The organism is Floricoccus penangensis, assembly GCF_001832885.1.
GTDB classification, from domain to species: Bacteria; Bacillota; Bacilli; order Lactobacillales; family Streptococcaceae; genus Floricoccus; species Floricoccus penangensis.
This window is the reverse complement of sequence record NZ_MKIQ01000027.1, coordinates 308,531-332,026: the sequence shown is the minus strand read 5'-3', so window position 1 is coordinate 332,026 and position 23,496 is coordinate 308,531. Positions and strand designations below refer to the sequence as shown.

20 protein-coding genes are annotated in these 23,496 nt (G+C 32.0%); 5 read left to right on the top strand and 15 right to left on the bottom strand.

The window, feature by feature from the left end:
• Positions 1-91 precede the first annotated feature (91 nt).
• From uvrC to BG262_RS06290, 3 genes are all read right to left on the bottom strand, one after another.
• On the bottom strand, positions 92-1,903 hold the full coding sequence (gene uvrC / locus BG262_RS06300; RefSeq protein WP_070788020.1) for an excinuclease ABC subunit UvrC: 1,812 nt from the start codon (positions 1,901-1,903) through the stop codon (positions 92-94).
• A 19-nt stretch (positions 1,904-1,922) separates the two neighbouring features.
• On the bottom strand, positions 1,923-2,906 hold the full coding sequence (ypfJ, locus tag BG262_RS06295) for a KPN_02809 family neutral zinc metallopeptidase (protein ID WP_070788019.1): 984 nt from the start codon (positions 2,904-2,906) through the stop codon (positions 1,923-1,925).
• 393 nt (positions 2,907-3,299) lie between these two features.
• Positions 3,300-7,589, bottom strand: a complete 4,290-nt coding sequence (locus tag BG262_RS06290) for a 2-hydroxyacyl-CoA dehydratase (RefSeq protein WP_070788018.1) — start codon at positions 7,587-7,589, stop codon at positions 3,300-3,302.
• 146 nt (positions 7,590-7,735) lie between these two features.
• Here BG262_RS06290 and BG262_RS06285 point away from each other — a divergent pair, with 146 nt between their 5' ends.
• Positions 7,736-8,350 carry a TetR/AcrR family transcriptional regulator gene (locus BG262_RS06285; protein WP_070788017.1) on the top strand — a complete coding sequence of 205 codons (615 nt, stop codon included), beginning with the start codon at positions 7,736-7,738 and terminating at the stop codon, positions 8,348-8,350.
• A gap of 111 nt (positions 8,351-8,461) precedes the next feature.
• Here BG262_RS06285 and BG262_RS10775 read toward each other — a convergent pair whose 3' ends face one another.
• From BG262_RS10775 to BG262_RS06260, 6 genes are all read right to left on the bottom strand, one after another.
• A complete protein-coding gene (locus BG262_RS10775) occupies positions 8,462-8,599 on the bottom strand; it encodes a hypothetical protein (RefSeq protein WP_158006654.1) in 138 nt (45 codons plus the stop codon).
• A 26-nt stretch (positions 8,600-8,625) separates the two neighbouring features.
• Positions 8,626-9,366: a hypothetical protein gene (locus tag BG262_RS06280; protein ID WP_070788016.1), complete on the bottom strand. Its 741-nt coding sequence runs from the start codon at positions 9,364-9,366 to the stop codon at positions 8,626-8,628.
• On the bottom strand, positions 9,366-10,079 hold the full coding sequence (locus BG262_RS06275; protein WP_070788015.1) for a hypothetical protein: 714 nt from the start codon (positions 10,077-10,079) through the stop codon (positions 9,366-9,368). The genes BG262_RS06280 and BG262_RS06275 overlap by 1 nt, the downstream gene beginning before the upstream one ends.
• Entirely contained in the window at positions 10,072-10,959 is an 888-nt protein-coding gene (locus tag BG262_RS06270; protein ID WP_070788014.1) for an ABC transporter ATP-binding protein, read from the bottom strand. Before BG262_RS06270 ends, BG262_RS06275 begins: the two co-directional genes overlap by 8 nt.
• A 709-nt stretch (positions 10,960-11,668) precedes the next feature.
• Positions 11,669-13,426: an ABC transporter ATP-binding protein gene (locus tag BG262_RS06265; protein ID WP_070788013.1), complete on the bottom strand. Its 1,758-nt coding sequence runs from the start codon at positions 13,424-13,426 to the stop codon at positions 11,669-11,671.
• Positions 13,423-15,156: an ABC transporter ATP-binding protein gene (locus BG262_RS06260; RefSeq protein ID WP_070788012.1), complete on the bottom strand. Its 1,734-nt coding sequence runs from the start codon at positions 15,154-15,156 to the stop codon at positions 13,423-13,425. The genes BG262_RS06265 and BG262_RS06260 overlap by 4 nt, the downstream gene beginning before the upstream one ends.
• Positions 15,157-15,317: 161 nt before the next feature.
• On the opposite strand from BG262_RS06260, the gene BG262_RS06255 reads away from it, so the two are divergent.
• Both BG262_RS06255 and BG262_RS06250 read left to right on the top strand, forming a co-directional pair.
• The gene (locus BG262_RS06255) at positions 15,318-15,587 is read left to right on the top strand and encodes a SemiSWEET family transporter (RefSeq protein WP_070788011.1); all 270 of its coding nucleotides are present in this window, start codon (positions 15,318-15,320) and stop codon (positions 15,585-15,587) included.
• 48 nt (positions 15,588-15,635) lie between these two features.
• Entirely contained in the window at positions 15,636-16,289 is a 654-nt protein-coding gene (locus BG262_RS06250; RefSeq protein WP_070788010.1) for a GNAT family N-acetyltransferase, read from the top strand.
• 55 nt (positions 16,290-16,344) lie between these two features.
• On the opposite strand, the gene BG262_RS06245 is transcribed toward BG262_RS06250, so the two are convergent.
• Positions 16,345-16,962, bottom strand: coding sequence for a DUF1054 domain-containing protein (locus tag BG262_RS06245; protein WP_070788009.1), 618 nt, complete (start codon positions 16,960-16,962; stop codon positions 16,345-16,347).
• A gap of 70 nt (positions 16,963-17,032) precedes the next feature.
• Entirely contained in the window at positions 17,033-17,329 is a 297-nt protein-coding gene (locus BG262_RS06240; protein ID WP_070788008.1) for a hypothetical protein, read from the bottom strand.
• A 168-nt stretch (positions 17,330-17,497) separates the two neighbouring features.
• Here BG262_RS06240 and BG262_RS06235 point away from each other — a divergent pair, with 168 nt between their 5' ends.
• A complete protein-coding gene (locus tag BG262_RS06235; RefSeq protein ID WP_070788007.1) occupies positions 17,498-17,866 on the top strand; it encodes a MerR family transcriptional regulator in 369 nt (122 codons plus the stop codon).
• On the top strand, positions 17,859-18,677 hold the full coding sequence (locus BG262_RS06230; protein ID WP_070788006.1) for a Cof-type HAD-IIB family hydrolase: 819 nt from the start codon (positions 17,859-17,861) through the stop codon (positions 18,675-18,677). The genes BG262_RS06235 and BG262_RS06230 overlap by 8 nt, the downstream gene beginning before the upstream one ends.
• Positions 18,678-18,728: 51 nt before the next feature.
• Here BG262_RS06230 and BG262_RS06225 read toward each other — a convergent pair whose 3' ends face one another.
• The 4 genes from BG262_RS06225 to BG262_RS06210 form a co-directional block, all read right to left on the bottom strand.
• Complete coding sequence (locus BG262_RS06225; protein WP_233278828.1) at positions 18,729-18,950, bottom strand: hypothetical protein; 222 nt, start codon at positions 18,948-18,950, stop codon at positions 18,729-18,731.
• Positions 18,951-19,122: 172 nt separating this feature from the next.
• The gene (ppk1, locus tag BG262_RS06220; RefSeq protein WP_070788004.1) at positions 19,123-21,351 is read right to left on the bottom strand and encodes a polyphosphate kinase 1; all 2,229 of its coding nucleotides are present in this window, start codon (positions 21,349-21,351) and stop codon (positions 19,123-19,125) included.
• Positions 21,344-22,711: a DUF2252 domain-containing protein gene (locus tag BG262_RS06215; RefSeq protein ID WP_070788003.1), complete on the bottom strand. Its 1,368-nt coding sequence runs from the start codon at positions 22,709-22,711 to the stop codon at positions 21,344-21,346. The genes ppk1 and BG262_RS06215 overlap by 8 nt, the downstream gene beginning before the upstream one ends.
• Before the next feature lie 165 nt (positions 22,712-22,876).
• Entirely contained in the window at positions 22,877-23,491 is a 615-nt protein-coding gene (locus BG262_RS06210) for a TetR/AcrR family transcriptional regulator (protein WP_070788002.1), read from the bottom strand.
• Positions 23,492-23,496: the final 5 nt, after the last annotated feature.

Genomic DNA, 23,496 nt, shown 5'->3' with positions numbered 1-23,496 from the left:
AGAACTACTAATTCACATAATCTATTTTACCCTTTTTTAAGGATAAAATAAATTATAAATGAATAAAAAAATTTTTATTTTTAAATAGTATCTATGAATTATCTTTTTTGTCCTTTTCGTTCTCTTTTTTCTTAGGTGCAAGTACATTAGATACTTCTTCTGCCACCTTCATAGGGATACCTACTTCATGTATTTCATAAACACTAGCATTTTGAATATTTTTTAGACTCTTAAACTTCTTGAGTAAATTTTGTTTACGTTTTGGACCAAGGCCCGGGATACCATCAAGTTTTGAAGCAAATGAATTTTTACTTCTGACCTGTCTATGGAAAGTTATTGCAAACCTATGGACTTCATCTTGAATTCTTTGAAGTAAGAAAAACTCTTGGCTTTGACGACTTAGAGGAATAACTTCCAGAGGATCACCGAAGAGAATATCATGGGTTTGGTGCTTATCATTTTTAGCAAGTCCAGCTATCGGAATATCAAGTCCTAGTTTGTTATAAAGTATTTCCTTAGCCGCGTTCACCTGGCCCTCACCACCATCAATAATGATTAAGTCTGGTGGAGTTAAATTATCACTAACCACCCTTGAATAACGACGCTCAATTACTTCTCGCATTGAAGCATAGTCGTCCGGACCAGTGACAGTTTTAATCTTATACTTGCGATAATCCTTCTTACTTGGTTTCCCGTTCTCAAAAACAACCATAGCAGATACAGGACTGGTACCCATGATGTTTGAATTATCAAAAGCTTCAATCCTTATCGGAGTTGGAATTCCAAGTAAATCACCAAGGTTTTCAACTGCTCCTTTTGTTTTTTCAACATTCTTTTCTGCTAGATCAAATTTTTGTTGCAGACTCACCTCAGCATTTTTTGTCGCCAGATTAACCAGTTGTTTCTTCTCACCACGTGATGGTTGAATAACTTCTGTCTGAGTTAAAACTTTAACGCTATGAACGTCTATATCTTTTGGAATGAATATTTCTTTTGGAATAAAATGCTCATCTTCCTGATAGAATTGACCGATATATGTCAGAAAGTCTTCATCTGGATCATTATAATAAGGGAACATATTTACATTCCTTTGAATCAACTTTCCTTGTCGAACAAAGAAAACCTGAACACACATCCAACCATTTAAAACTGCATATCCAAATACATCACGGTCTTTCAAATCATGATTGATTACACGTTGCTTAGTTCTTAAAATACCAACATGTTTGATTAAGTCCCTATATTCAGCAGCCTTTTCAAATTCCATTTGCTCTGAAGCATCCTTCATCTTGTCTTCAAGTTCATGAATTATTTTATCATCATCCCCATTTAAAAAGCGACCAATCTGATCTGTCATATCTCGATAAACTTGCGGATCAATATCAAAAACACATGGAGCGAGGCATTGATTTATATGATAGTATAAACAAACCTTATTTGGTAAAGTTTTACATTTTCTAAGAGGAAAGATTCTATCAAGTAAACCTTTTATTTCATTTGCGGCTCCTACATCAGGGTAGGGGCCAAAGTATTTTGCATTGTCTTTTTTGACCTGTCTAGTAATTAAAAGACGTGGATATTTTTCATTTGTAATTTTGATAAAAGGATAACTTTTGTCATCCTTTAACATAATATTATATTTTGGCATATTCTCTTGAATTAAGTTAATTTCAAGAAGAAGTGCTTCTATATTACTCTCCGTTACTATGAATTCAAAATCAACGATTTCACTTACTAGTAGCTCAGTTTTTGTATCGTGGCTTCCTCTGAAGTAAGAGCGTACACGATTTCTCAAATTCTTCGCTTTACCAACATAGATTATTGTCCCATTTTTATCCTTATGTAAATAACATCCTGGACTATTTGGGAGTAACTCTAATTTGGCTTTTATAGTTGAATTCATTTAAACCTACTTCTAATGACTATCGTGTTGGTGTACCTACTGGATTTCTTAATCCTTTATCTGCGAATACATCGCCATGTTCTAGGTCGCCATATTTATAGCCAAGATTAAAATATTTTACACGGTCTGCACTTGACCCATGAGTGAAAGTCTCTGGATTAACTTGTCCAGTAAATTTCTTTTGGATAAAATCATCACCGATAACTGATGCTGTCTTAACAGCTTCTTCAATATCGCCTTGTTCAAGGACCGCTTCACCTTTTGTTGTTGTTCTACTTTCTAAGTATTTAGTCCAAACACCTGCGTAATAATCTGCCTGCAATTCCATACATACTGAGTATTTATTATATTCAGTTTTAGAAAGCTGTTGTTGGAGACGTCCCATTGCTGAGGCAAGTCCAACTCTATTTTGAATATGATGTCCAAATTCGTGAGCAAGTACATAAGCCATAGTGTAATCACCTTTTGAACCATATGTATTGGCAAGTTCATCTTGGAAACTTGTATCTAAATAAACTTTTTGGTCAGATGGTGAGTAAAATGGTCCCATATCACTTGTCGCGACACCAAAAGGTGTTTGAACTTTACCAGAATAAATTACTAACGTTGGAGATTGATAATTAATACCATATTCTTTCGATTCTGGGCCCCAGAAATCATCAAGCATTTGGAATACTGTTCTCGAAAAAGCCTTACGACTGTCAGTGCTATCGCCCATTGTTGTTTTCGATTTTTGTGATGTTTTAGGTGCAGTTTGTTGCTGAGTATTCGTTCCTGTTAAATCACCGAAAATACTTCCTAAGTCTCCACCACCAAGAAACAACATGGCAATAATAATAATAATTCCAATTAGACCTCCACCAGGTAAACCAATTCCTCCTCTACCTGATCCAGAACCTCCGCCAAGACCACCTAATATGTCACCCAGATCTCCACCTGATGTAACCTTATCATTTGTGCGGTCTTCAAAGTTTTTCGTCTGTTTCTCATCTTCCCAACGCATAAAATTCTCCTTTGTATATTACTTATCTAATTTTATCATAAATTCAAGGAAAATAATAAAAAGTGACTTTATTAGCATAATTTTCACTTAATATTTTCAACATGAAACTTATTTTATAATATAAAAAATCTATATAAGAAAATTTACTCTTTTTCTCGTATAGACTATTAATGATTATATTTATACTTCCCAATGTATCAAACCCAAGAAACTTATTTTTTCTTTTTCAGGTGGGACATCTTCAAATTTTGCTACATAAGTTTCACTACTGAATTCTGTTTTTTCAGCTACCTCAAGTATAAAATCCTCAATTTGAGAAAAATCAAACTTTATTTGAGCATAATAAACAAAAATCCTGGCAAAATATAATTAAGCCAAGATAATTTATTTTTTTTATAAATTATAAGTTACTTCTTTAAGTTCTTCATCAAGTTCTTCATCTTTTTTAAGTTGCTTTTTGGCAGTCGCAAGCATTAATCTAATCCTATTGAGCTGATTAACGACACTGACACCCGGATCGTAGTCAATCGGTGCAATATTTGCACTTGGATATTGACGACGTAGTTCCTTAATCATTCCCTTACCAACGATATGGTTAGGCAAACATCCGAATGGTTGCAGACAGACAATATTATCAACACCATCCTGCAATAGTTCAATCATTTCACCAGTCAAGAACCAACCTTCACCAGTATGATTACCAATAGAAATGATTTTTTCAGTATCACTTGCCAAATCATCAATTGAATGAAGACCAGTAAATCGATTAGATTCCTTCAATGCTTTATTCATTGGTTTTTCAATCATATTGATAATATTTAGTAGGGTACGGGCAAAAAGTTTTGCTTTTTTAGACTGACCAATATTATCTGACTTCCAAATTTGGTTATAAAGTGAGTAATTCATGAAACCGATAATGTCAGGAACCACAGCTTCCGCTCCTTCTGATTCAATGATAGAAACAATATCATTATTTGCAGTTTTTGAATACTTCACTAGAATTTCACCAACTACTCCAACGCGAGGCTTTTTAATATCTAGCAACGGAATTTCATCAAATTCACGAATTATACGTTTCATATTGCGGTTAAATTCAAAAAGTGAACCTGATTTAACGTTCTTAGTAGCTTTCTCTAGCCATTTTTCATGAAGAGCGTTAATTTGACCTTCTTCAACTTCGTAAGGACGTGTACGATAAACTAGACGTTCAAACAAATCTCCATAAAGAGCTGCAATCATAAATCTTGTAATTAATGGAATAGTAAGCTTGAAGCCTTCTGAGCTCTCAGTACCTTTATTACCCATTGAAAGACTGACAACAGGAACTTGTCCAAAACCAGCATCCTTAAGCGCTTTTCTCAACAGTGGAATATAGTTGGTCGCACGGCATCCACCACCCGTTTGAGTCATCATCACACTTGTATTATCTACATCATAATCACCTGATTGAAGTGCATCAATAAGTTGACCAATAGAAATGATAGCTGGGTAGCATGAATCATTATTTACAAATTTCAAGCCTGCAGAAATACTTGCCCTTGTATCTGGTAAGACAACAACATTATAACCAGCAGATTTAAAGGCAGTATCAATCAAACCTTCTTGATGGATTGGCGAAAGCATAGGCATCAACAAAGTATGTTTTTTTCGCATGTCCTTAGTATAAATAGGTTCGTTTTTGATGATTTCTTCTACTTCAACAATAGGTTCAAATCCACGTTTATCACGCTCTTTGATTGCTGCTTTCAGACTTCTAAGACGAATTCTAACGGCACCCATATTTGAACCTTCATCAATTTTAAGGACTGTATAAAGTTTATTATGTTTAGCCATAATTTCTTCAACTTGGTCGGTAGTAACGGCATCAAGTCCACAACCAAATGAATTTAGTTGCACCAGTTCTAAATTTTTATTTTTAGCAACCACGCGCGCAGCTGCATATAGTCTTGAGTGATATACCCACTGATTTACAACGCGCAAACCACCAACATCACCCAGTTGAGAAATGCTATCTTCGGTTAAGACGTGGAATCCTTCTTGAGTCATAATATCAGCTATACCGTGATTTATTTCAGGGTCCAAGTGATATGGTCGGCCTGAAAGAACTATCGCTTTTTCGTCATTAAGGTTAACTTGCATCAGTAAATCTTCAGCTTGCTTACGAATGTCTTCCTTGAATGAGTCATGTTCTTCAAAACCGTGTACAACAGCCTTTTGAACCTCTTCTTCTGTAAGTTCAAAATCTGACAGGGCTTCAAAAAGATTTTTAGTCATACTTGGTACATCAGCAAGATTGATGAAAGGATGAATATAATTTACATTGCCATTACGAATTTCATCAACATTATTCTTGATGACTTCTGGATACGACTGAACAATTGGGCAGTTATAATTATTTTGAGCAGTCGCATCTTCTTGTCTTTCATAAAGAACACTTGGATAAAAAATCGTCGGTATCCCCTTATTTATCAAACTCATAATGTGACCATGAGAGAGTTTTGCAGGATAGCAAACTGTGTCTGATGGAATCGTTTCAATCCCTTGTTCATATAATTCCTTGCTACTTCTTGGTGAAAGAACTACTCGAAAACCTAAATCAGACAAAATAGTATGCCATAATGGATAATTTTCATACATGTTTAAAACACGTGGAATTCCAATCTCGCCATTAATTGCATCTTTTTTACGAATTCCTCTATATTTGAATAACTTTTTATATTTGTAATCAACAAGATTAACTTTTTTATCCTTCTTATCCATTTTTGTTTCCATGGCTTTTTCTACACCACGTTCACAACGATTTCCAGATACAAACTTGCGTCCGTCATTAAAGACGGTTAAAGTCATCTTACAGTTATTCTCACAAAGACCACATTTTACAAATTCCTTAGTAGTTTCAAATTTATTTAAATCATTAAGACCTAAAATTTCAGATGGTTGATTATCAGCATTTTCAAGAGCAATTAGTGCGCAACCATAGGCCCCCATTAGACCTGCAATGCTTGGTCTAACAACCTCACGTCCACTTATTTTTTCAAAGGCACGAAGGACAGCTTCATTATAGAATGTACCCCCTTGAACAACAATTTTTTCACCTAATTCTTCAGAACGCTTAACCTTTATTACCTTATAAAGGGCATTTTTGATTACTGAATAAGATAGCCCAGCAGAAATATCTCCTACAGTTGCTCCTTCTTTTTGTACTTGCTTCACTTTTGAATTCATGAAAACAGTACAACGAGAACCAAGGTCAACTGGATGCTCAGTAAGTAATGCTACTTGTGCAAAGTCCTTAACATCATATTTCAATGAATGAGCAAATGTTTCGATAAATGAACCACAACCAGAACTACATGCCTCATTAAGTTGAATACTTGAAAGTGCTCCATCCTTAATCTTCATGGCCTTCATGTCTTGACCACCAATGTCAAGAATAAAATCAACACCGGGTTGGAAATAATCAGCCGCCTTGTAGTGAGCCATTGTTTCAACTTCACCATAGTCAACTTTCAGTGCATTTTTAAGTAAATGCTCACCATAACCAGTTACAGCAGACTTTGCAATATATACATCTTCTGGCATTTCCTTATAAAGACGGGATAAAACAGCAATAACATTTTCAAGCGGCTCCCCATTATTACTTCCATAATGGTCAAAAAGAATATTCCCATCTTCGTCTATTAAGACAACCTTACTTGTAGTTGAACCTGCATCAATACCAAGGTAGGCTGGTCCATGATGTTCATTTATATCTTTATAGGATGCACTGGCTTTGGCATGACGTTCTCTAAATTCATCAAGTTCTTCTTGATTCTCAAAAAGTAATTCCAGAGTATCTTGGGGAATGAGATTATCAGATGAATCATTTTCAAGACTGTGGATTAGCTCAGTTACTTTCCTTACTGGACGTTCAGTGTCATCATCAAGAGCTGCACCCATGGCTACAAAAAGTTGAGGATTTTCAGGAAAGACAACATTCTCAGGTTGAATATTCAAAGTTTCAATAAATCTTCTGCGGAGCTCACTCATGAAATATAGTGGTCCACCTAGAAAGGCAATATTGCCTTGAATTTTACGACCTGCAGCAAGACCAGCAATTGTCTGATTAACCACTGCTTGGAATATCGAAGCAGCTATGTCTTCTTTACGTACCCCTTCATTTAAGAGAGGTTGAACATCTGTTTTAGCAAAAACACCACAGCGACTAGCTATTGGATAGATATTTTGATAATTTTTTGCTAGTTCGTTAACACCACTGGCATCAGTTTTTAAAAGTGCTGCCATTTGGTCAATAAAGGCACCTGTACCACCAGCACAAGTTCCGTTCATTCTTTGTTCTAGCGTTCCATCAAAGAAAGTCATCTTAGCATCTTCACCACCAAGTTCAATCATAACATCAGTTTGGGGAATAAATTTTTCAATGGTTAGTGTTGAAGCTATTACTTCTTGGATAAAAGGAACATCAATAACATCCGCTAGTCCCATTCCTCCAGAACCTGTAATTGAAAGTTCAAGGTCTAGGTCATCAATTTCTTCTATTAATTCTTTTAATACTTTAACTGTAGCTGCTTTCACATCTGAGAAGTGTCTTTCATAGCGTGAAAAAATTAAGTTGTAATCTTGGTCAAACACAACTACCTTTACTGTAGTTGAGCCAACATCAATACCAGCTTTGTAAGTCATAATATTTCCTTTCATATAGCACGTAACTATTGTATTAAAACTACTATTCATTCAATTCTTATCAGTAATAATACACTACAATAATTTGATTGCAACCATCAATTTTGATACTATATTAGATATACAACACATTGTAGGAGATTGTCGTGAAAAAGAAAAAAGATTTGAGAGTTTTAAGGACAAATAAGATGATTATGTCAGCATTTATCGGTCTTTTACGTAATAAAACATATGACAAAATCACCATTAGCGAAATCGCTGATGAAGCAATGATTAATCGTGCTACTTTTTATGCACATTTCCAAGATAAACAGGATTTGTATGAGAAACTGATAGAATATTTTCTCAAAGATATGGCCAAACTTTTAGATGAAGAAAAGGTAATTGAAGGCGAAAATGTTAATATAAGAGAAATTGAAATCGTCTTAGCTAAGTTTTTTCAATTTATCAAAGAGAAACCTGAAGTTGCTCAAGTGGTCATTGACTCGACAAACGAAGATTTTCTTTTGAACAAGCTTATGGATAATTTTAAAGAGCGTTATACCACAGTATTTAATAAGCTTGAGGTTCGTGAAAATGATATTATTGTTCCTACTGAGTTTGTTGCATATTATATTTCAGGAATATTTATTTCTACTCTTAAATGGTGGATAAAAAATCCTAATGCTATGAAACCCGTGGATCTAAGTCATTTGGTGATCAAGCTTATAAGTAACGGACATCTGACAGTTCTTGGTGTCAATATTAATCGTGAAGAATAACATAAAAACCCCTTAGAACTTTAGTATAAATAAGTTTCTAGGGGGTTTCTATATTCATATGTTCGATAGTTGGGATTTATTGATAGATTATACGCGAAATTTAAAATTCAATTAATTAATACAATGACAAGATGACATAATAATAGACGATTTTAGCAACTCATTATCAATCTTAACAATTGAAGGCTTAACAACTGAATTATTATGCTTTTCTTCATTATTTTTCAAAATATCCTTTTCCATATTCATTACCTTATTTCATGTTAATTGATTATTTAAACATTAATATTTAAGTAATTGATGATTTTATAAGAAAAGTAAATAAGCAATAGAATTTGGCTAATTATTAAAAATACATTTGTATAGTTAAGTACTACAATATAACTTTCAAAAAATAAAGATCTTATTGCAGTTATCAAAAATGAAAAAATATTAATGTTAAAAATTTTTGATAGTAATTCATTTCTGAAATTGACTGGTGAATAAAACCCACAGAATATAAATACCATATTTAAAATAAATGTAACAAAAGAAAATCTATTTGTTTTATATGTAAGATACACTCCAAAAACAATAAATGAGAATATGAAAATAAATAGCACTGGTATTATTATCATAGAAATATATATTCTATTCGAAATAACATGAATATTAATATCAAATATTTTACACCATAATATTGAACTAATAATCACACTAATTAAAGAAAAAAAACCTCTGAATAACATTGTAACTAATAAGTATTTTGAAATACTAATTTTAGATAATTTATAATCAATAAATTTGTATGAAATAAAATCACCGTAAAATATAAAAACTGCTCCAACTACTAAATCAGAAACAAAAGCAATTATCATGAAAGATACAATAATAAATGGCATTATTTCTGCTTTTTTTGAAAGGCTGGAAAGTATTAAAATAGGAAAAAAGCTAATAAATATTCGAATCATGACAGAAAGTAGCTCGAAGAAATTTCTTTTATAATAAAAAATTAATTTTAATAATACTGCTCTCATTAATTTATATTTCCTCTTAATCTATATTTTTTTAAACTTTTTTGGAATAAAAGTTTACCTATAAATACACTAAAAATCGCAGACATAATATAAAATAATAAATATTTCCAGTCTTGGCTATACAAATATTGAATAATATTAGTTATTGGAAACATTAAAGATAATATTTGTAAAAAAATTGGATAAGTAGTCAAAGGTATCACAACACCTGATATTAAATAAAGTAAGTCCATTAATAAATTCACTTTATTAAAATAGTTTTTAAAAACAAGTTGAAGAGATAGTATAAATATTCCACATATTAGGTTATTTATTGTTAACAATATAAATAACAAAAAAATTATTTTCATACTGATTTCCACTTCGAATATTTTTGATAAAAACAAAGCAATTAAAATATTTGATGGCACAAAAATAAAATTTATTGCTAGTATCTCATAAGAATTGTATTTTAAAATAGAGTTACCACTTAGAAAGACATCAGCAACTTTATTACTGTTGAACCTTTCAATTCTAGAATTCATGATTTCAAATAATGTTGAGTAGAATCCTCCCCAGACCATCATTCCATATAGGATTTTATCATTATATTTTGGAACCAAAAAGTTTGAAAGCACAATAATCGGTAAAATTTGCGAAAATGGCACTAAAAAATAAATTTTAAATAGATTCCATTTATTTCTATATGTAATTTTTAAAAATAAATTAAACATATGTACTCCTATTTATAAAGAGATAAATATCTTCTAAAGTTGTTTTTCGTTTTGTAAAAGACTCTAAATCATAAGCTTGTATATCTTCTTGTCTCAAATCACATTCCTGAATAATGTATATAATTTTATCAAGTAAAAGAGTTTTTACGTACATTTCTTTTGGAAGTGATTCAATTAAAGAAATCATCTCATTATTGTTATTTGATATCTCAACTTCTAAAACATATTCAGTATACTCATTAAAAATATTTTCAATCTTATCTTTTTTAACGATCTCACCCCCATGTAACATCCAAATATCAGAGCACATTTTTTCAATTTCTGAAATAATATGGCTACAAAATATAATTGTCAATTTTTTTTCATGTGCAATAGACAGAAGTAATTGATGAAACTCAAAGCGAGATATTGGATCTAAACCACTAGTTGGTTCGTCTAAAACTAATAGTCTTGAATCAACAAGAAGAGTCCTCACAAGATTAACTTTTTGTTTTTGTCCAGTTGATAGAGATGAGACTAAATAATCCTTGTAGTCATATAACATTATTTTTTTCAAATATAAATCAACTTCATCAGCGTCAAACCTTTTATTGTAAAGTGAAAAATAAAACTTGATATTTTCTAATATAGTTAAATCATCATATAATTGATTTGCATTTAATATTATTGATTTTTTTATATTTTTATTAATATAAAGCTTATCAAAACTAGATGGGGTAATAAGTCCACATATTATTTTTATCAATGTCGTTTTTCCTGCGCCGTTATGACCAACTAATCCAATAATCTGACCTTCATAAATTTCGGTACTTATGTTATGTAATGTAGTATTTTTACAATTTGGATATGTCATTTGTAAATTTTGGCACTCAAAAATCATTGCTAATCTCCTCTAATACTTAAAAATTTAGAATCTCATATATGCTTACAAAGTCATTTACTTAATCGAATTCTAATTTGCATAGTATCAATACTATCAATTGAAACATCTGTATACTTATATTATTCGTTATTTTTAATAGTTTCTAATACAAATACTTTTTAAAATTTCAATTCTTTATTACTTCTATTTATTATAATAATTTCAGCACTTCCACTTAACGTATTCCAATCAATTTTGTTTAAAATATTTACATTTTCAAAATCGTTTCATAAAAATTTTATTATACTTGATGTAACACCATTCAGAATAAATAGATCTTCGATACTTTGAATTCAAAAAAATTCAAAAATGATTCGCAGTTGAAAATTATACTACCGTAAACTCTTCTTTATTATAACAGATAAAAACAGATGCTCAACATTTTTTATAAAATATTATTTTTAATAAATATATGTATATTATTTTATTTTATTTAAATAAAGATAATGATTCATATTCATTTAGCATACAAACTATCATCATAACTAAAATAGAATATCAATAAATATATTTTATATTACCTACTATATAACTAATTTTAATTAGATAAATTCTCATTCTTCATAGAAAGTAATTAAATTTTTATACTATAAGTAATTGAAAAATTTTAAAAATCAAAAAAAGAATCACACATGAGTGGATTCTTTTTTATATTCAATATCTTGCACTATTCTTCCTCTTCAGCAAACTGACTATTGTACAGATTACTATACAAGCCACCTTGAGCTAGGAGTTCTTCGTGCGTTCCTTGTTCAACGATTGATCCTTGCTTCATTACTAGAATCAAGTCAGCATCACGGATTGTTGATAGACGGTGGGCGATAACAAAACTTGTTCGTCCTTCCATTACCTTGTCCATTGCCTTTTGAATTAATACTTCAAGTCGAGTATCAACTGAACTTGTAGCTTCATCCAAAATAAGAATCTTAGGATCTGATATTACGGCACGAGCGATAGTCAAAAGTTGTTTTTGTCCTTGAGAGACATTATCACCTTCTGAGTTAATTAACATCTCGTAACCTTCTGGCATAGTACGAATGAAGTGGTCAACATTGGCTGTTTTAGCAGCATCAACTACTTCATAGTCACTAGCGTCAAGTTTCCCAAAGCGAATATTATCTGCTATTGTACCTTCATAAAGCCAAGCATCTTGAAGTACCATCCCAAACATTGAACGAACGTCACTTCTTTTCATTGTCTTAGTATCAATACCGTCAATCTTTATAGCTCCTGAATTAACATCGTAAAATCGCATAAGAAGGTTAATTAAAGTTGTTTTACCAGCACCTGTTGGACCAACGATTGCTATTGTTTGACCAGCTTTTACTGAAAAATTAAGATTTTCAATTAGTGGTTTATCTGGTGAATATGAGAAACTTACATTCTCAAAAGTTACATTACCATCAGTCTTTTCAGGTAAAGCAACTGGATTTTTAATTTCAACTTCGTCTGGTTCATCTAAAAGAGCAAATACACGACTTGATGCTGCGGCTGCACTTTGTAGAACTGATGAAAGTTGCGTGATATTCCCCATTGGCTGACTTACTTGCCAAATATATTGGATAAAGGCTTGAAGTTGACCAACAAGTATCACTCCACCAATTACATAAAGACCACCTACTACTGCGATTACAACATATGCAAGATAAGCAGTAAGTTGGACGAGTGGCATCATAAGACCAGAAATAAATGATGCTTTAAATCCATTTTCTCTTAAGCTATGATTAACCTTTTTAAAATCATTTAGACTCTTCTTCTCTTGCCCAAATGCTTTAATTACATTAAAACCAGTCATTGTTTCTTGAACATATCCATTTAGGCTTCCCAATGAATCTTGCATACTTTGGAAATACTTTTGTGAACGTTTAACAATGAATCTAGAAATAAGAATTGATGCAGGAATCATTAGAATAGCCAAAAGCGCCATTGTTGTATTTATGTAGAACATCATAGCAACTGACATTACAATACTTAAGATTGCATTGATAATTCCAATAAATGATTGTTGAAAGGCGTTAGATACTGCATCAACGTCATTTGTCATACGTGATAGAACATCACCTTGTTGATTCTTATCAAAATAAGAAACTGGTAGTTTATTTATTTTTGTGTCAATGTCTGAACGCAAGTCCTTCATTGATTTTTGAACTACTCTAGTGATAAGCAATCCTGAAATAAGTTGGCAAGCCCCGTATAAAATACCAAGAGCAAAGATTAATACTAAGGTCTTTTTAATGTAGTCAAAATTAATTGGTTGACCATCAGCTAAATTTCTAGCAATTTCAGATGTTGGAAGACCTGTAGCATAAGGCGATGCAACACTAAAGACTACTGTTAAAATTGTAAATAAAATTACTAAGAAGAATGAGAATTTATAAGGTTTTACATACTCCCATATTCTTTTTAAAGAAGAGAACGTTTTCATTTTGCTAATTCCTCCTCTGAAAGTTGTGATGCTGCAATATCATGATAGATTGGGCAGGTCTTCAATAGTTCATGGTGGCTACCAATTCCTACTACATCTCCCTCATTTAGTACCACAATACGATCTGCATCCATAATTGTGCCAACACGTTGTGCAACGATTAATACGGTTGAATTTTGAGTTACTTCTTTCAAACTAGCACGTAGTTTTTTATCAGTTTCATAATCTAAGGCTGAGAAACTATCATCAAAAATATAAATTTCTGGACGACGAATTATTGCACGCGCAATAGCTAAACGCTGTCTTTGCCCACCTGAAAGGTTTGAACCACCTTCGGAAATTGGAGAATCAAATCCTTCTGGTAATTGTGAAATAAATTCAGATGCTTGGGCAATATCAGTTGCTATTTTCATATCCTCAATTGTCGCATCTTCTTTACCAAATCTTAGATTATCTGCAATGGTACCTTTAAATAACAAAGCTTTTTGCGGTATAAAACCAATCTTATGACGCAGGGCCTCTAAATTAAAATCACGCACATTTACATCATCCACATAGACTGCTCCTTGACTTACATCAAAAAATCTTGGAATCAACTGAATTAGGGTCGACTTACCACTACCAGTACTTCCGATAAAGGCTATTGTTTCCCCAGGCTTGGCATCAAATGAAACATTACGAATTACTGGTGTTTCCGAAGGACCAGGATATGCAAAAGTTACATCATCAAAAGCTACATAACCCTTCTTATCTGTATCTTTAACACCGTCTTTGTTATCTTTAATCATGGGTTCTGCATCAAGTGCTTCTTGAATACGATTGGCAGAAACTGCGGCGCGTGGGTACATCATGAAGACTGTCGCAAATAACATGAATGAGAATAGAGCATGGAAAATATATTCAATAAAGGCTACCAAATCACCAAGCTTTAAGCTTCCCGCATCAATTTGAAGGCTACCTTGCCAGATAATAAATACCATTACTGTATTGAATAGAACAAAGAAAGCTGGTTGTGCAAGAGCCATCAAAGAGAATAGTCTTGTTGATGTATCAGCATATTTCTTATTTACTTTTTCAAAACGTTTGCTTTCAAAATCTTCATTTACGAATGCACGTACAACACGAAGACCTGATAAATTTTCACGTAAAATAGCATTAATTTTATCTAAATTCTTTTGTTGTTTTTTGGAAATTGGTTCAGAATAATAGGCAATTGCAATAACACCTATTAATAGGAAAGGTAGAGCTCCTAAAACATACCATCCAAGTGTCCTATTGGTTCTCATAACAAGGTATAAACTTGTACCAAACATTAATGGCGTTGTAAAACCGAGTCTTAAGACATTCTGCAAGAAGAGCATGATTTGATAAGCGTCATTTGTAACGCGTGTAATCAAAGACGATACTCCTATTGTTTCATACTCGCGATGAGAATAAGTTTGGATTTTCTCATATAGATCATCACGAATATCAGCTGTAACATTTGATGTTATCCGTGAAGTAACATATCCTAGACAGATATTTAAGGTAACTCCAACAACTATTATTGCGAGCATCCATATACCCATTTTTATGACATATGAACGATCATTATTAGGAATTCCAATATCTATCATCCAAGCTAGTAGAGTTGGTAGTCCTAACTCGATTAAAATAAAGCCTAATACACAAATTAAATTACAAAATAAAAGCTTTTTATTTTTCATTGTGTATTTCCACATTAATTTCAATGAATGTACCTCCTTTTTATATACATTAATCCAAGTGTAACATAGGATAAACATTTTTTAAACACATTAAGTTAAAAAACAATGGACTCTATCTTTTGATTTATAATCCTATTTAGAATATAATATTATATATAAAAAATTTAATGAAGATGGATGGTTCAATGGAAGAAAGTAAAAAAGACAAATTTGTAAATCTTTTAGGTAGAGTAGCATCAACAATGTCAGTATTAATGTATGTTTCATACATTCCACAGATTGCTGGAAACTTAGCAGGAAACAAAGGTAACCCTATTCAACCTTTCGTTGCTATGGTAAACTGTATAGTTTGGACTGCATACGGACTATTGCAAAAGAAAAAAGACTGGCCAATTGTTATCGCAAACGTACCAGGTATCATTTTTGCAGGTATTGCATTTATTACAGCATTTTAAAATTTTTTAAAACTTTCATTTCGAAAGTTTTTTATTTTGGAGGTTATAATGAAAGAAATAAAAATAAGACAAGAGAAAAAAGAAGATTATACCACTGTTGAAAAAATAACTCGTGATGCTTTTTGGAATTTATATGTACCAGGATGTAATGAACATCTGATAATTCATAATCTAAGAAATCACGAAGATTATATTCCAGAACTTACCTTTGTACTTGAAGTTGATGGAAGAATTGTAGGTTCTATTTTTTATTCAAAAACGAGAATCTTAGATGAATCAGGTAAAGAAATCGGTCAAGCAATCACCTTTGGACCTGTTTCAATAGCACCTGAGTTTCATAATATGGGACTTGGCTCCAAACTAATTAACTACTCAATTGATGAGGCTAAAAAACTAGGCTATAAAGCAATCATTATTGGTGGTTATCCTGCTTATTATCAACGCTTCGGTTTTACAGGAACTAAGAAATTTGGATTAAGACTTGAAGATGGGAATTACTACTCAGGAATAATGGCACTTGAACTTGTCCCTGGTGCTTTTGACAATGTGAGTGGACAAATTCAATTTTCATCAGCCCTTGAACCTGATGAAAACGAACTTGAAGAATTCGATGCTCAATTTCCACATAACGAGAAAAAAGTTATGGCAAGTCAGGAAAAGTTTGCAAAAGCAGCTTCTGAACTTGATACAAAAGAATACTAAAAAAGTTAACCTAGTCTAAACTCCTTTGGAGCAAAGATTAGATTAACTTTTTTGTTTAGATATGATTTGCGGCTTTTAGAAGCTCCGTATAAATCGGAATTAAATTTTCATAAGTTTCTTCAATAAATTCCTTGGCTTTTTGAGGGTCAGACCAAATTTTAGAATCAGCAGGAATGATACGTCCAAATTCGAATTCACCTTTTTTTACATCACGAAGGCGCGTGATAGCTGCTTCTACTCCTCCATCAGTTATTGGATAATGTTCAGGAACTGTATGGTCTTTAGAATATACAAAATCTTGAGGAAGTGAGTTTAGGCTTTCTATATTATCTAATAAATAATCAGCCATTGCTTTCTCTTCTTTTGGATTATCAATTAAAGATATATACATGAAGACATAATCTTTCCAAATTCCAAGTTGTAAATGTGGTTCAGATTTATAACCTCTCTTGTTTAAAGAAATTGCTGACCAAGTGCTTTCAGGTGCATTTTTTGTACGACGAATATGTTGAGCTATATGAACAAAAGCATCACGTCCTACTGCTTCTTCAACTTGCGGTTTAATTGATTCTAATACTTCCTTAAATACTGGCTGAATGTGAGCACGAATTTCCACCATACGCTCATCCAAACCATCAACATTGAATACTTCAAAACTCTCTTCTGTAAACATAACTACCTCTATCTCTTATTATCTTAAATTTATTATAACTGGATAGAGTTCAGGGTGCAAGGTTGATGAACTAGATAATTAATACCCAAATTAGAAGAATTGCTGACAAGATTGTTTTAACTACTAGATGTTTTAAATTTACTTTCCCATTCATTAAATAACCATTTATAGGTCCAGTTATCAGTAAGATTATAAGTCCCAAAGGTACAAAAATTTTGTTTATCCATGAAATTAGTAGGAAAAATGAGCCTAATAGGTTAAAAAAGCTTAGCCAATTTGGTAGTGAATATTTTTTTCTCAAAGAAATAAGGGAATATGCTAATAGAATTCCGTAAAATGCTAAAATAAGGTAAAGTGTGATTTTCATGTTTCCTCCTAAGATTTTTATTGGTGACTGAAAGGGAAAAGGCCTAGGAGATAAGTTGAAGATAGAACTTGGGTTCATCAAAAGCTAATCGACGATGTAATCTTCTAGTTTCAGGTGACTATGTTATAATTTAAACATAGGGTCTGAACACCCTGTCAAGGAGGAACTATGTATATTTCAGAATTCGTCAAAAGTCAATCTACTACGCTTGATACTGTTAAATTTTATATAAAAAATGGTTTGCTGACACCTGAAAAGGATGGGAGTTGGTACGTTTTTGGTGAGCAAGATGCTGATGATTTTCAAAATATTGTAGAGCTCAAGGAACTTGGTTTTTCGATTAAGGCAATAAAAAGAATAAAGGAGCTACATAATACTTCTTGCTCAACTGACAAGCAATGGACGGAAAATTTGTCTATTGTGACTGATGAACTTGCAGATATTGATAGTAATATTGTCAAACTTATGAGTCGAAAAGCCAAACTTAATAAAATACGAACTGAACTAAAAGAAAAATTAAGGAGACAAGATGTATAAATTAATAGCTTTTGATATGGATGGAACGCTTTTGACTAGTCAAAAAATAATCGCCGAATCTAGTATCAAAGCAATAAAAAAAGCAAGCTCTGTCGGAAAAAATATAGTATTATCTACCGGGCGAGCTTTGGTTGAACTTGATGAATATATGCCAATACTTCCCGATGTAAAATATGGAGTGCTTGCAAGTGGTGCTTTAGTCTACGATTTTAAAAATAAAAAGATTTTACACCAACATAAGATTCCAGCAAGTGTTGTAGATCAAATTGGTGCAATTGTTGAAGAAAAGAAAACAATGGTAGTTGCTATGATTGATGGTAAAATCTATGTCCAACGGTCGCACTATGACCATATTGAAAATTATCACATGGATTACTATAAGGATTTATATACCCATGCTGCTACATTTGTTGATGATATTTGTCAAATATTAAAAGAGGAAAGAGGAAATTTTGAAAAAATAAACCTTTATCATTTTAATGATAAGGATAGATTAGATACATATGAAGAACTAAGAAAAGAAAATATTACTATTGTTAAGGCTGAGGAAACTGGTGTGGAAATCACTGACAAAGGTGTTGAAAAAGGTGAAGGACTTGAGTTCTTATGCGATTATTTGGATATACCTATATCTCAAGCGATTGCTGTCGGTGACGCAGATAATGATGAAAGTATGATTAAAATTGCAGGCCTTGGTGTTGCCATGGGAAATGCCAATGAAAATATAAAATCGCTTGCTGATGTCATTGTGAATGATAACGATCACGGAGGATGTGCTCAAGTGATTGATGAATATTTGTTGGTTGATTAAAATATAATGTAGAAAGTAAAACTCCAATTTTGCAATTGGAGTTTTATTGATTTATTTTTCTTTTTTATATGTTATCACATATGAGCCCATTGTACTTGTTATTTTATCAACTTTAAGAACAACTGTATCTCCTTCTTTAACATTTGGATTCTCTGGTGATACAAAATTCAAATGTTTACCTGCTTCAATATTATAACCAAAAGCAGAATTAGGAACTAATTTAGCGACTCTAACTTCAACAGTTTTACCTGTTAAATCGTCTCCTGCATTCAATTTATCTTCAAATTGAGATTCTGTATAGTCGTATTTGGTTTTACTGGATTCTTTCGTATTTCCACATGCTCCCAAAAATAACAGCCCAATAAAAACTTCTTCATAAAACTTCCTTTTCTCATATTAAAACTGTATTATTAAGTTTTTTTAAAATATAAAAAATATTAATTTGTCACAAAATCCACTGTACCATGAGCACAACTATAATCACAAGTAAAATAATCATTACAATATTAAACAGCTTACTAAATTGGAAGTTGTCAACATTTTTATTATTTACTTCATATCTGTCAGTTCTTCTTACTGGTACTGGATTCTCTATTGGCTTGAGTTTAACTGTATCAACCTGTTGTCCTGCTTCAGCAATCTTCATAAATGTTTCTTGCGAACTTATTTTTTCAGCTACTTGTAATTTCTTGTATCTACCGTCTTTATTAAGATAGTAAGCACCTTTTGTATCAGATGCAAAGATATTAACAATATTTGCAAGCTTAGTCTTAAGTTCCTTATCTCTCACAGGAGTTGCTATCTCAACACGGTCTTCCATGTTACGAGTCATAAGGTCGGCTGACGCAATCCAAAATTCAGCTTCGTCAACATTATTCTCACCACCCCAATAGAAACCATAAATTCTACTATGCTCAAGGAAACGTCCCACAATACTTGAAATTACTACATCTTCGTTCTCGCCACAAATACCAACCTTCATACAACATGCACCACGGATAACAATACGGATAGGTACACCAGCTTTAGCAGCACTATATAAGGCATCGATAATGTTTCTATCGGTTAAAGCATTGGCTTTGAAAAAGATTTTCCCTTTTCCTGTTTTCAAATAGTGTTTCTTCATAAGTTTGATTTTTTCCAAAATCATTGGCTTAAGTAAAGTAGGTGAAGTCGAAATTAACTTATAATCAGGAACTTCAATATCATTTACCATATAGTTGAAGAATTGTTCAGCATCATCAATATAATCTTCATCGCATGTGAGTAAAGATAAATCAGTATAAACTTTAGATGTGTCTTCATTATAGTTACCAGTTCCAAAATGAGCGTAACCTTTAGTACCATTCTCTGTCTTTTTAATGATAAGCATAGCCTTACTATGAGTTTTTAGGTCTTCTTTACCGAAACTTACATAGCATCCTGCCTCAGTTAGTTTGTCAACTAAGGCAATGTTATTTTCTTCATCAAATCTTGCTTTAAGTTCAACTACAACCGTAACTTGAATACCACTTTTTGCTGCCTTAACCAGTTGCTCTACAATTTCTGAATCATCAGCAACACGATAAATTGTTTGTTTTATAGCAACAGTATTTGGATCACCAACTGCTTCTTTCAAAAGTTCAACTACAAAATCAAAAGATTCATAAGGATGTTGAAAAAGTAAGGTTTCATTATCGATTTTTTCAAAAATATCGTGATTAGGTTTCGGTTCAATAGGGTGAAATGGTGGATAAATAAGTTCAGGGTATGACTTAGAATAATTCTTAATCAATTTAAATAAAAATGTTAAATCAAGAGGACCTTGAATATTATAACTAGACTTTTTCTCCAGTCCTAACATATCATTTAAAATTGCTATATCTGTAGAGTGTTGATTGATATTATCTCCAGAGTACTCTAAACGAGTAGGTCTACCTTTTTCACGCTGCTTAACATACATTTTAACCCAGTCTAAAACGTCTGTTTCAATATCATTATCAAGTTCTATGTCTTTATCACGTGTAATTCGAAAAACAAATTTATTAATTATCTTATTATCTGGTAATATTTTATCAATATTATTCATAATCAAATCTTCTAAAAAGACATAACGATCTTCTTTAATTAGAGGAATTAATCTATCAAGTTTATCTGATATAGGAATGACCGTAGTCACCTCTTCATCTTCATAAAAAGAACGAATATAAATATTTAATTCTCCATCAACATATCTTGGATGAGCGTGATATTGATCAAATTGAATACTTGTCAAGCAAGGAAAAATGCTTTGATCAAAAAATATATCTAAAGCATCTTTTTCTTCTTCAGAAAGTTCCGTGTAGCTACGAATGCCAAAAACCTGTTCATCATCAAGTATGTCAATTAAATTATCATAATTTGTGTATTGAATATCAACATTTTTTCGATTTCTCTCGCATATTTGATCACGAATATCTTTTTGTAGATGTCCAGTTTTATTGTCACGTGCTTGAGGAGCAACCCTAATTATCTCTTGTATGCTAGGTACACGGACACTATAATATTCGTCAAGATTACTTGAAGCAATAGCTAAAAACCTCAAACGCTCAAGTAATGGGATAGTTTCATCTCGAGATTGATTAATAACTCGTCTATTGAAGAGGAGCCAGCTTAAATCTCTATTGTAATATTTTGAAAAAATTTGTTCACTCATCTTCTAACCTTTTTAAAAAGTCCTTATAATCATTAAGTACTTGCTTTCTATAATTTTTAGAGTATGTTACAAACGCATCAGCCATCCAGTCTTGACTTTCTAAATAACCAATTATCATTGGAAATGATGGTGACTGACTATGTGCTCTAGCGAGTAAAATTATACAAACGTCAACATATCCTCTAAAAGAATCCCAATCAAGTTTATCCAATTTGATTGAGCCTTTCATATCTCTAAATTGACGAACGTAATAGTATTTATTATCAGTTTTAAAATTCCCTAGAAATGGATCTGAGGCAGACTGTAGAATCTTTTGACAATTTACAATGTTTAAACCTTGTTGGTCCTTATTAGCATATACTTCATGCCCATCAGTAATAGGAAGTGCTTCTTTAATTTGAAGAACTAAATAAGAGCCATCATTATTTTGTAATAACATCAAAAAGCAAAGAGTACCAACGCTACCTACACCTACAGAATGACGAACAATGTCAATAACACGGCATTGTGATAGGTATAACTTGATATTACTTGATAAATTATTTACGTATTGTTCATATCCTGCAACCATAGCAAGGTAATCTGTTTTACTAATATGCTTAGTAACAGGGGAATTTTCAATAAATTTTCTTTTTCCTTTATCATCAATCTCTGTAAATTTTTCAACTGCGGAGTTTGAATTTTTATGCACAGCCTTTTTAACAGCTTTTTTCAAAAGTTTTTGTGTACTCTCATCACTTTCATTACCAAAAGTTTGAACAATATTTTCAACTGTATTCGGAAAAAGCATTCTTTCAATTGAAGGCAAATTTGCAATGTTTTTTAGTGCTTCTTTATAAACCTCAACAGCTTTTTTTAAAAAAACTTCAGTATCTTCTTTAGGAAGATTTTGACTATCAGCAATCAACAAAGCACTGACTAAGAAACGTTTAAGATCGTATTCCCAGTAGCTCACTCTAGATTCATCAAAATCATTAACATCAAATAAAAGTTGTCTTTCAGGAGAAGAATAAAATCCAAAATTCGCTAAATGAGCATCACCACATATTATTGCATCGATACCTGAATTATAACCATTTGTAAGATCGTAATTCATCACATCAGCAGTTCCACGGAAAAAGGCAAATGTATTAGTAGACATCCTTTGATACTTTATAGGAAGCAATTCCTTAACTAAGAGTTTCTCCCTAATCTCAAGAATATCAAAGACATTTCTCTTCTTAACTTCAAAATGACTCAAAGTGTCGTACGTAACATCTTTTCCCCTTGAATACCCTTCTTTAATCAAATATTCATGGCTTTTATAATGATCTGTTACTTCGAAGTTATATGGTGCAGTCTCATTAATTTTTTTTGCCATCTATGTCATCTCCTTAAACTATATATTCCTTTAAAATTTCATAAATTAAAATATAAATATATATGTTGTACTCATTATAAGAAAATTAATAGAAAATATCAATTCGGAACTATGTTCTCTTTATAAAAATAGGCCATCAGATAATTTTTCTGATAGCCTGTTTCCTTACAATATTCCCGATTTTAACCATGAAACCTTTAATTGATAGTCATAAATTAACTGACTTTCATTCCAACCATTGGCCAGGTAAGTTTTCATACAATTTGTTACAAGTTCCATGAGGAAAAAAAGAAATGTCATACCTTCTTCCTTAGTCTGAATTCTTGTAAAGTTATTTTCATCTACAATCTTCATCCATGAATCAATCATCTGATACTGTGAGTTTTCAGAATTCGCAGCAATTGGAATTCTTTTATAAGAACGAAGTGAATCATTGGTCAAAAGGAAAACCATATCCTTAAAATCTTGACCATCTTCATCCAGATTTGATATCCATCTTAAATAATCTTCAATTCCCGCAAATAGGTCTGTTTGTTTTTGGTAAATAAACTCCATTATTTTTCTATGAAGTTTCATATATTTATCTCTCACTACATACTCATGAGCATCGGCCAAATCTTCAAAATAGTTATAAAAACTACCTCTAGCCATGTTCATTTGACTTACAATATCAGCAACCTTTACCTGACTAATATGATTTGCTGAAAAAACATTAAATAATACTTGATCAAGTTGACTTTTTTTCGACTCCCCCAGGCGATAAAAGGCTTCTTTAGGCATTTACT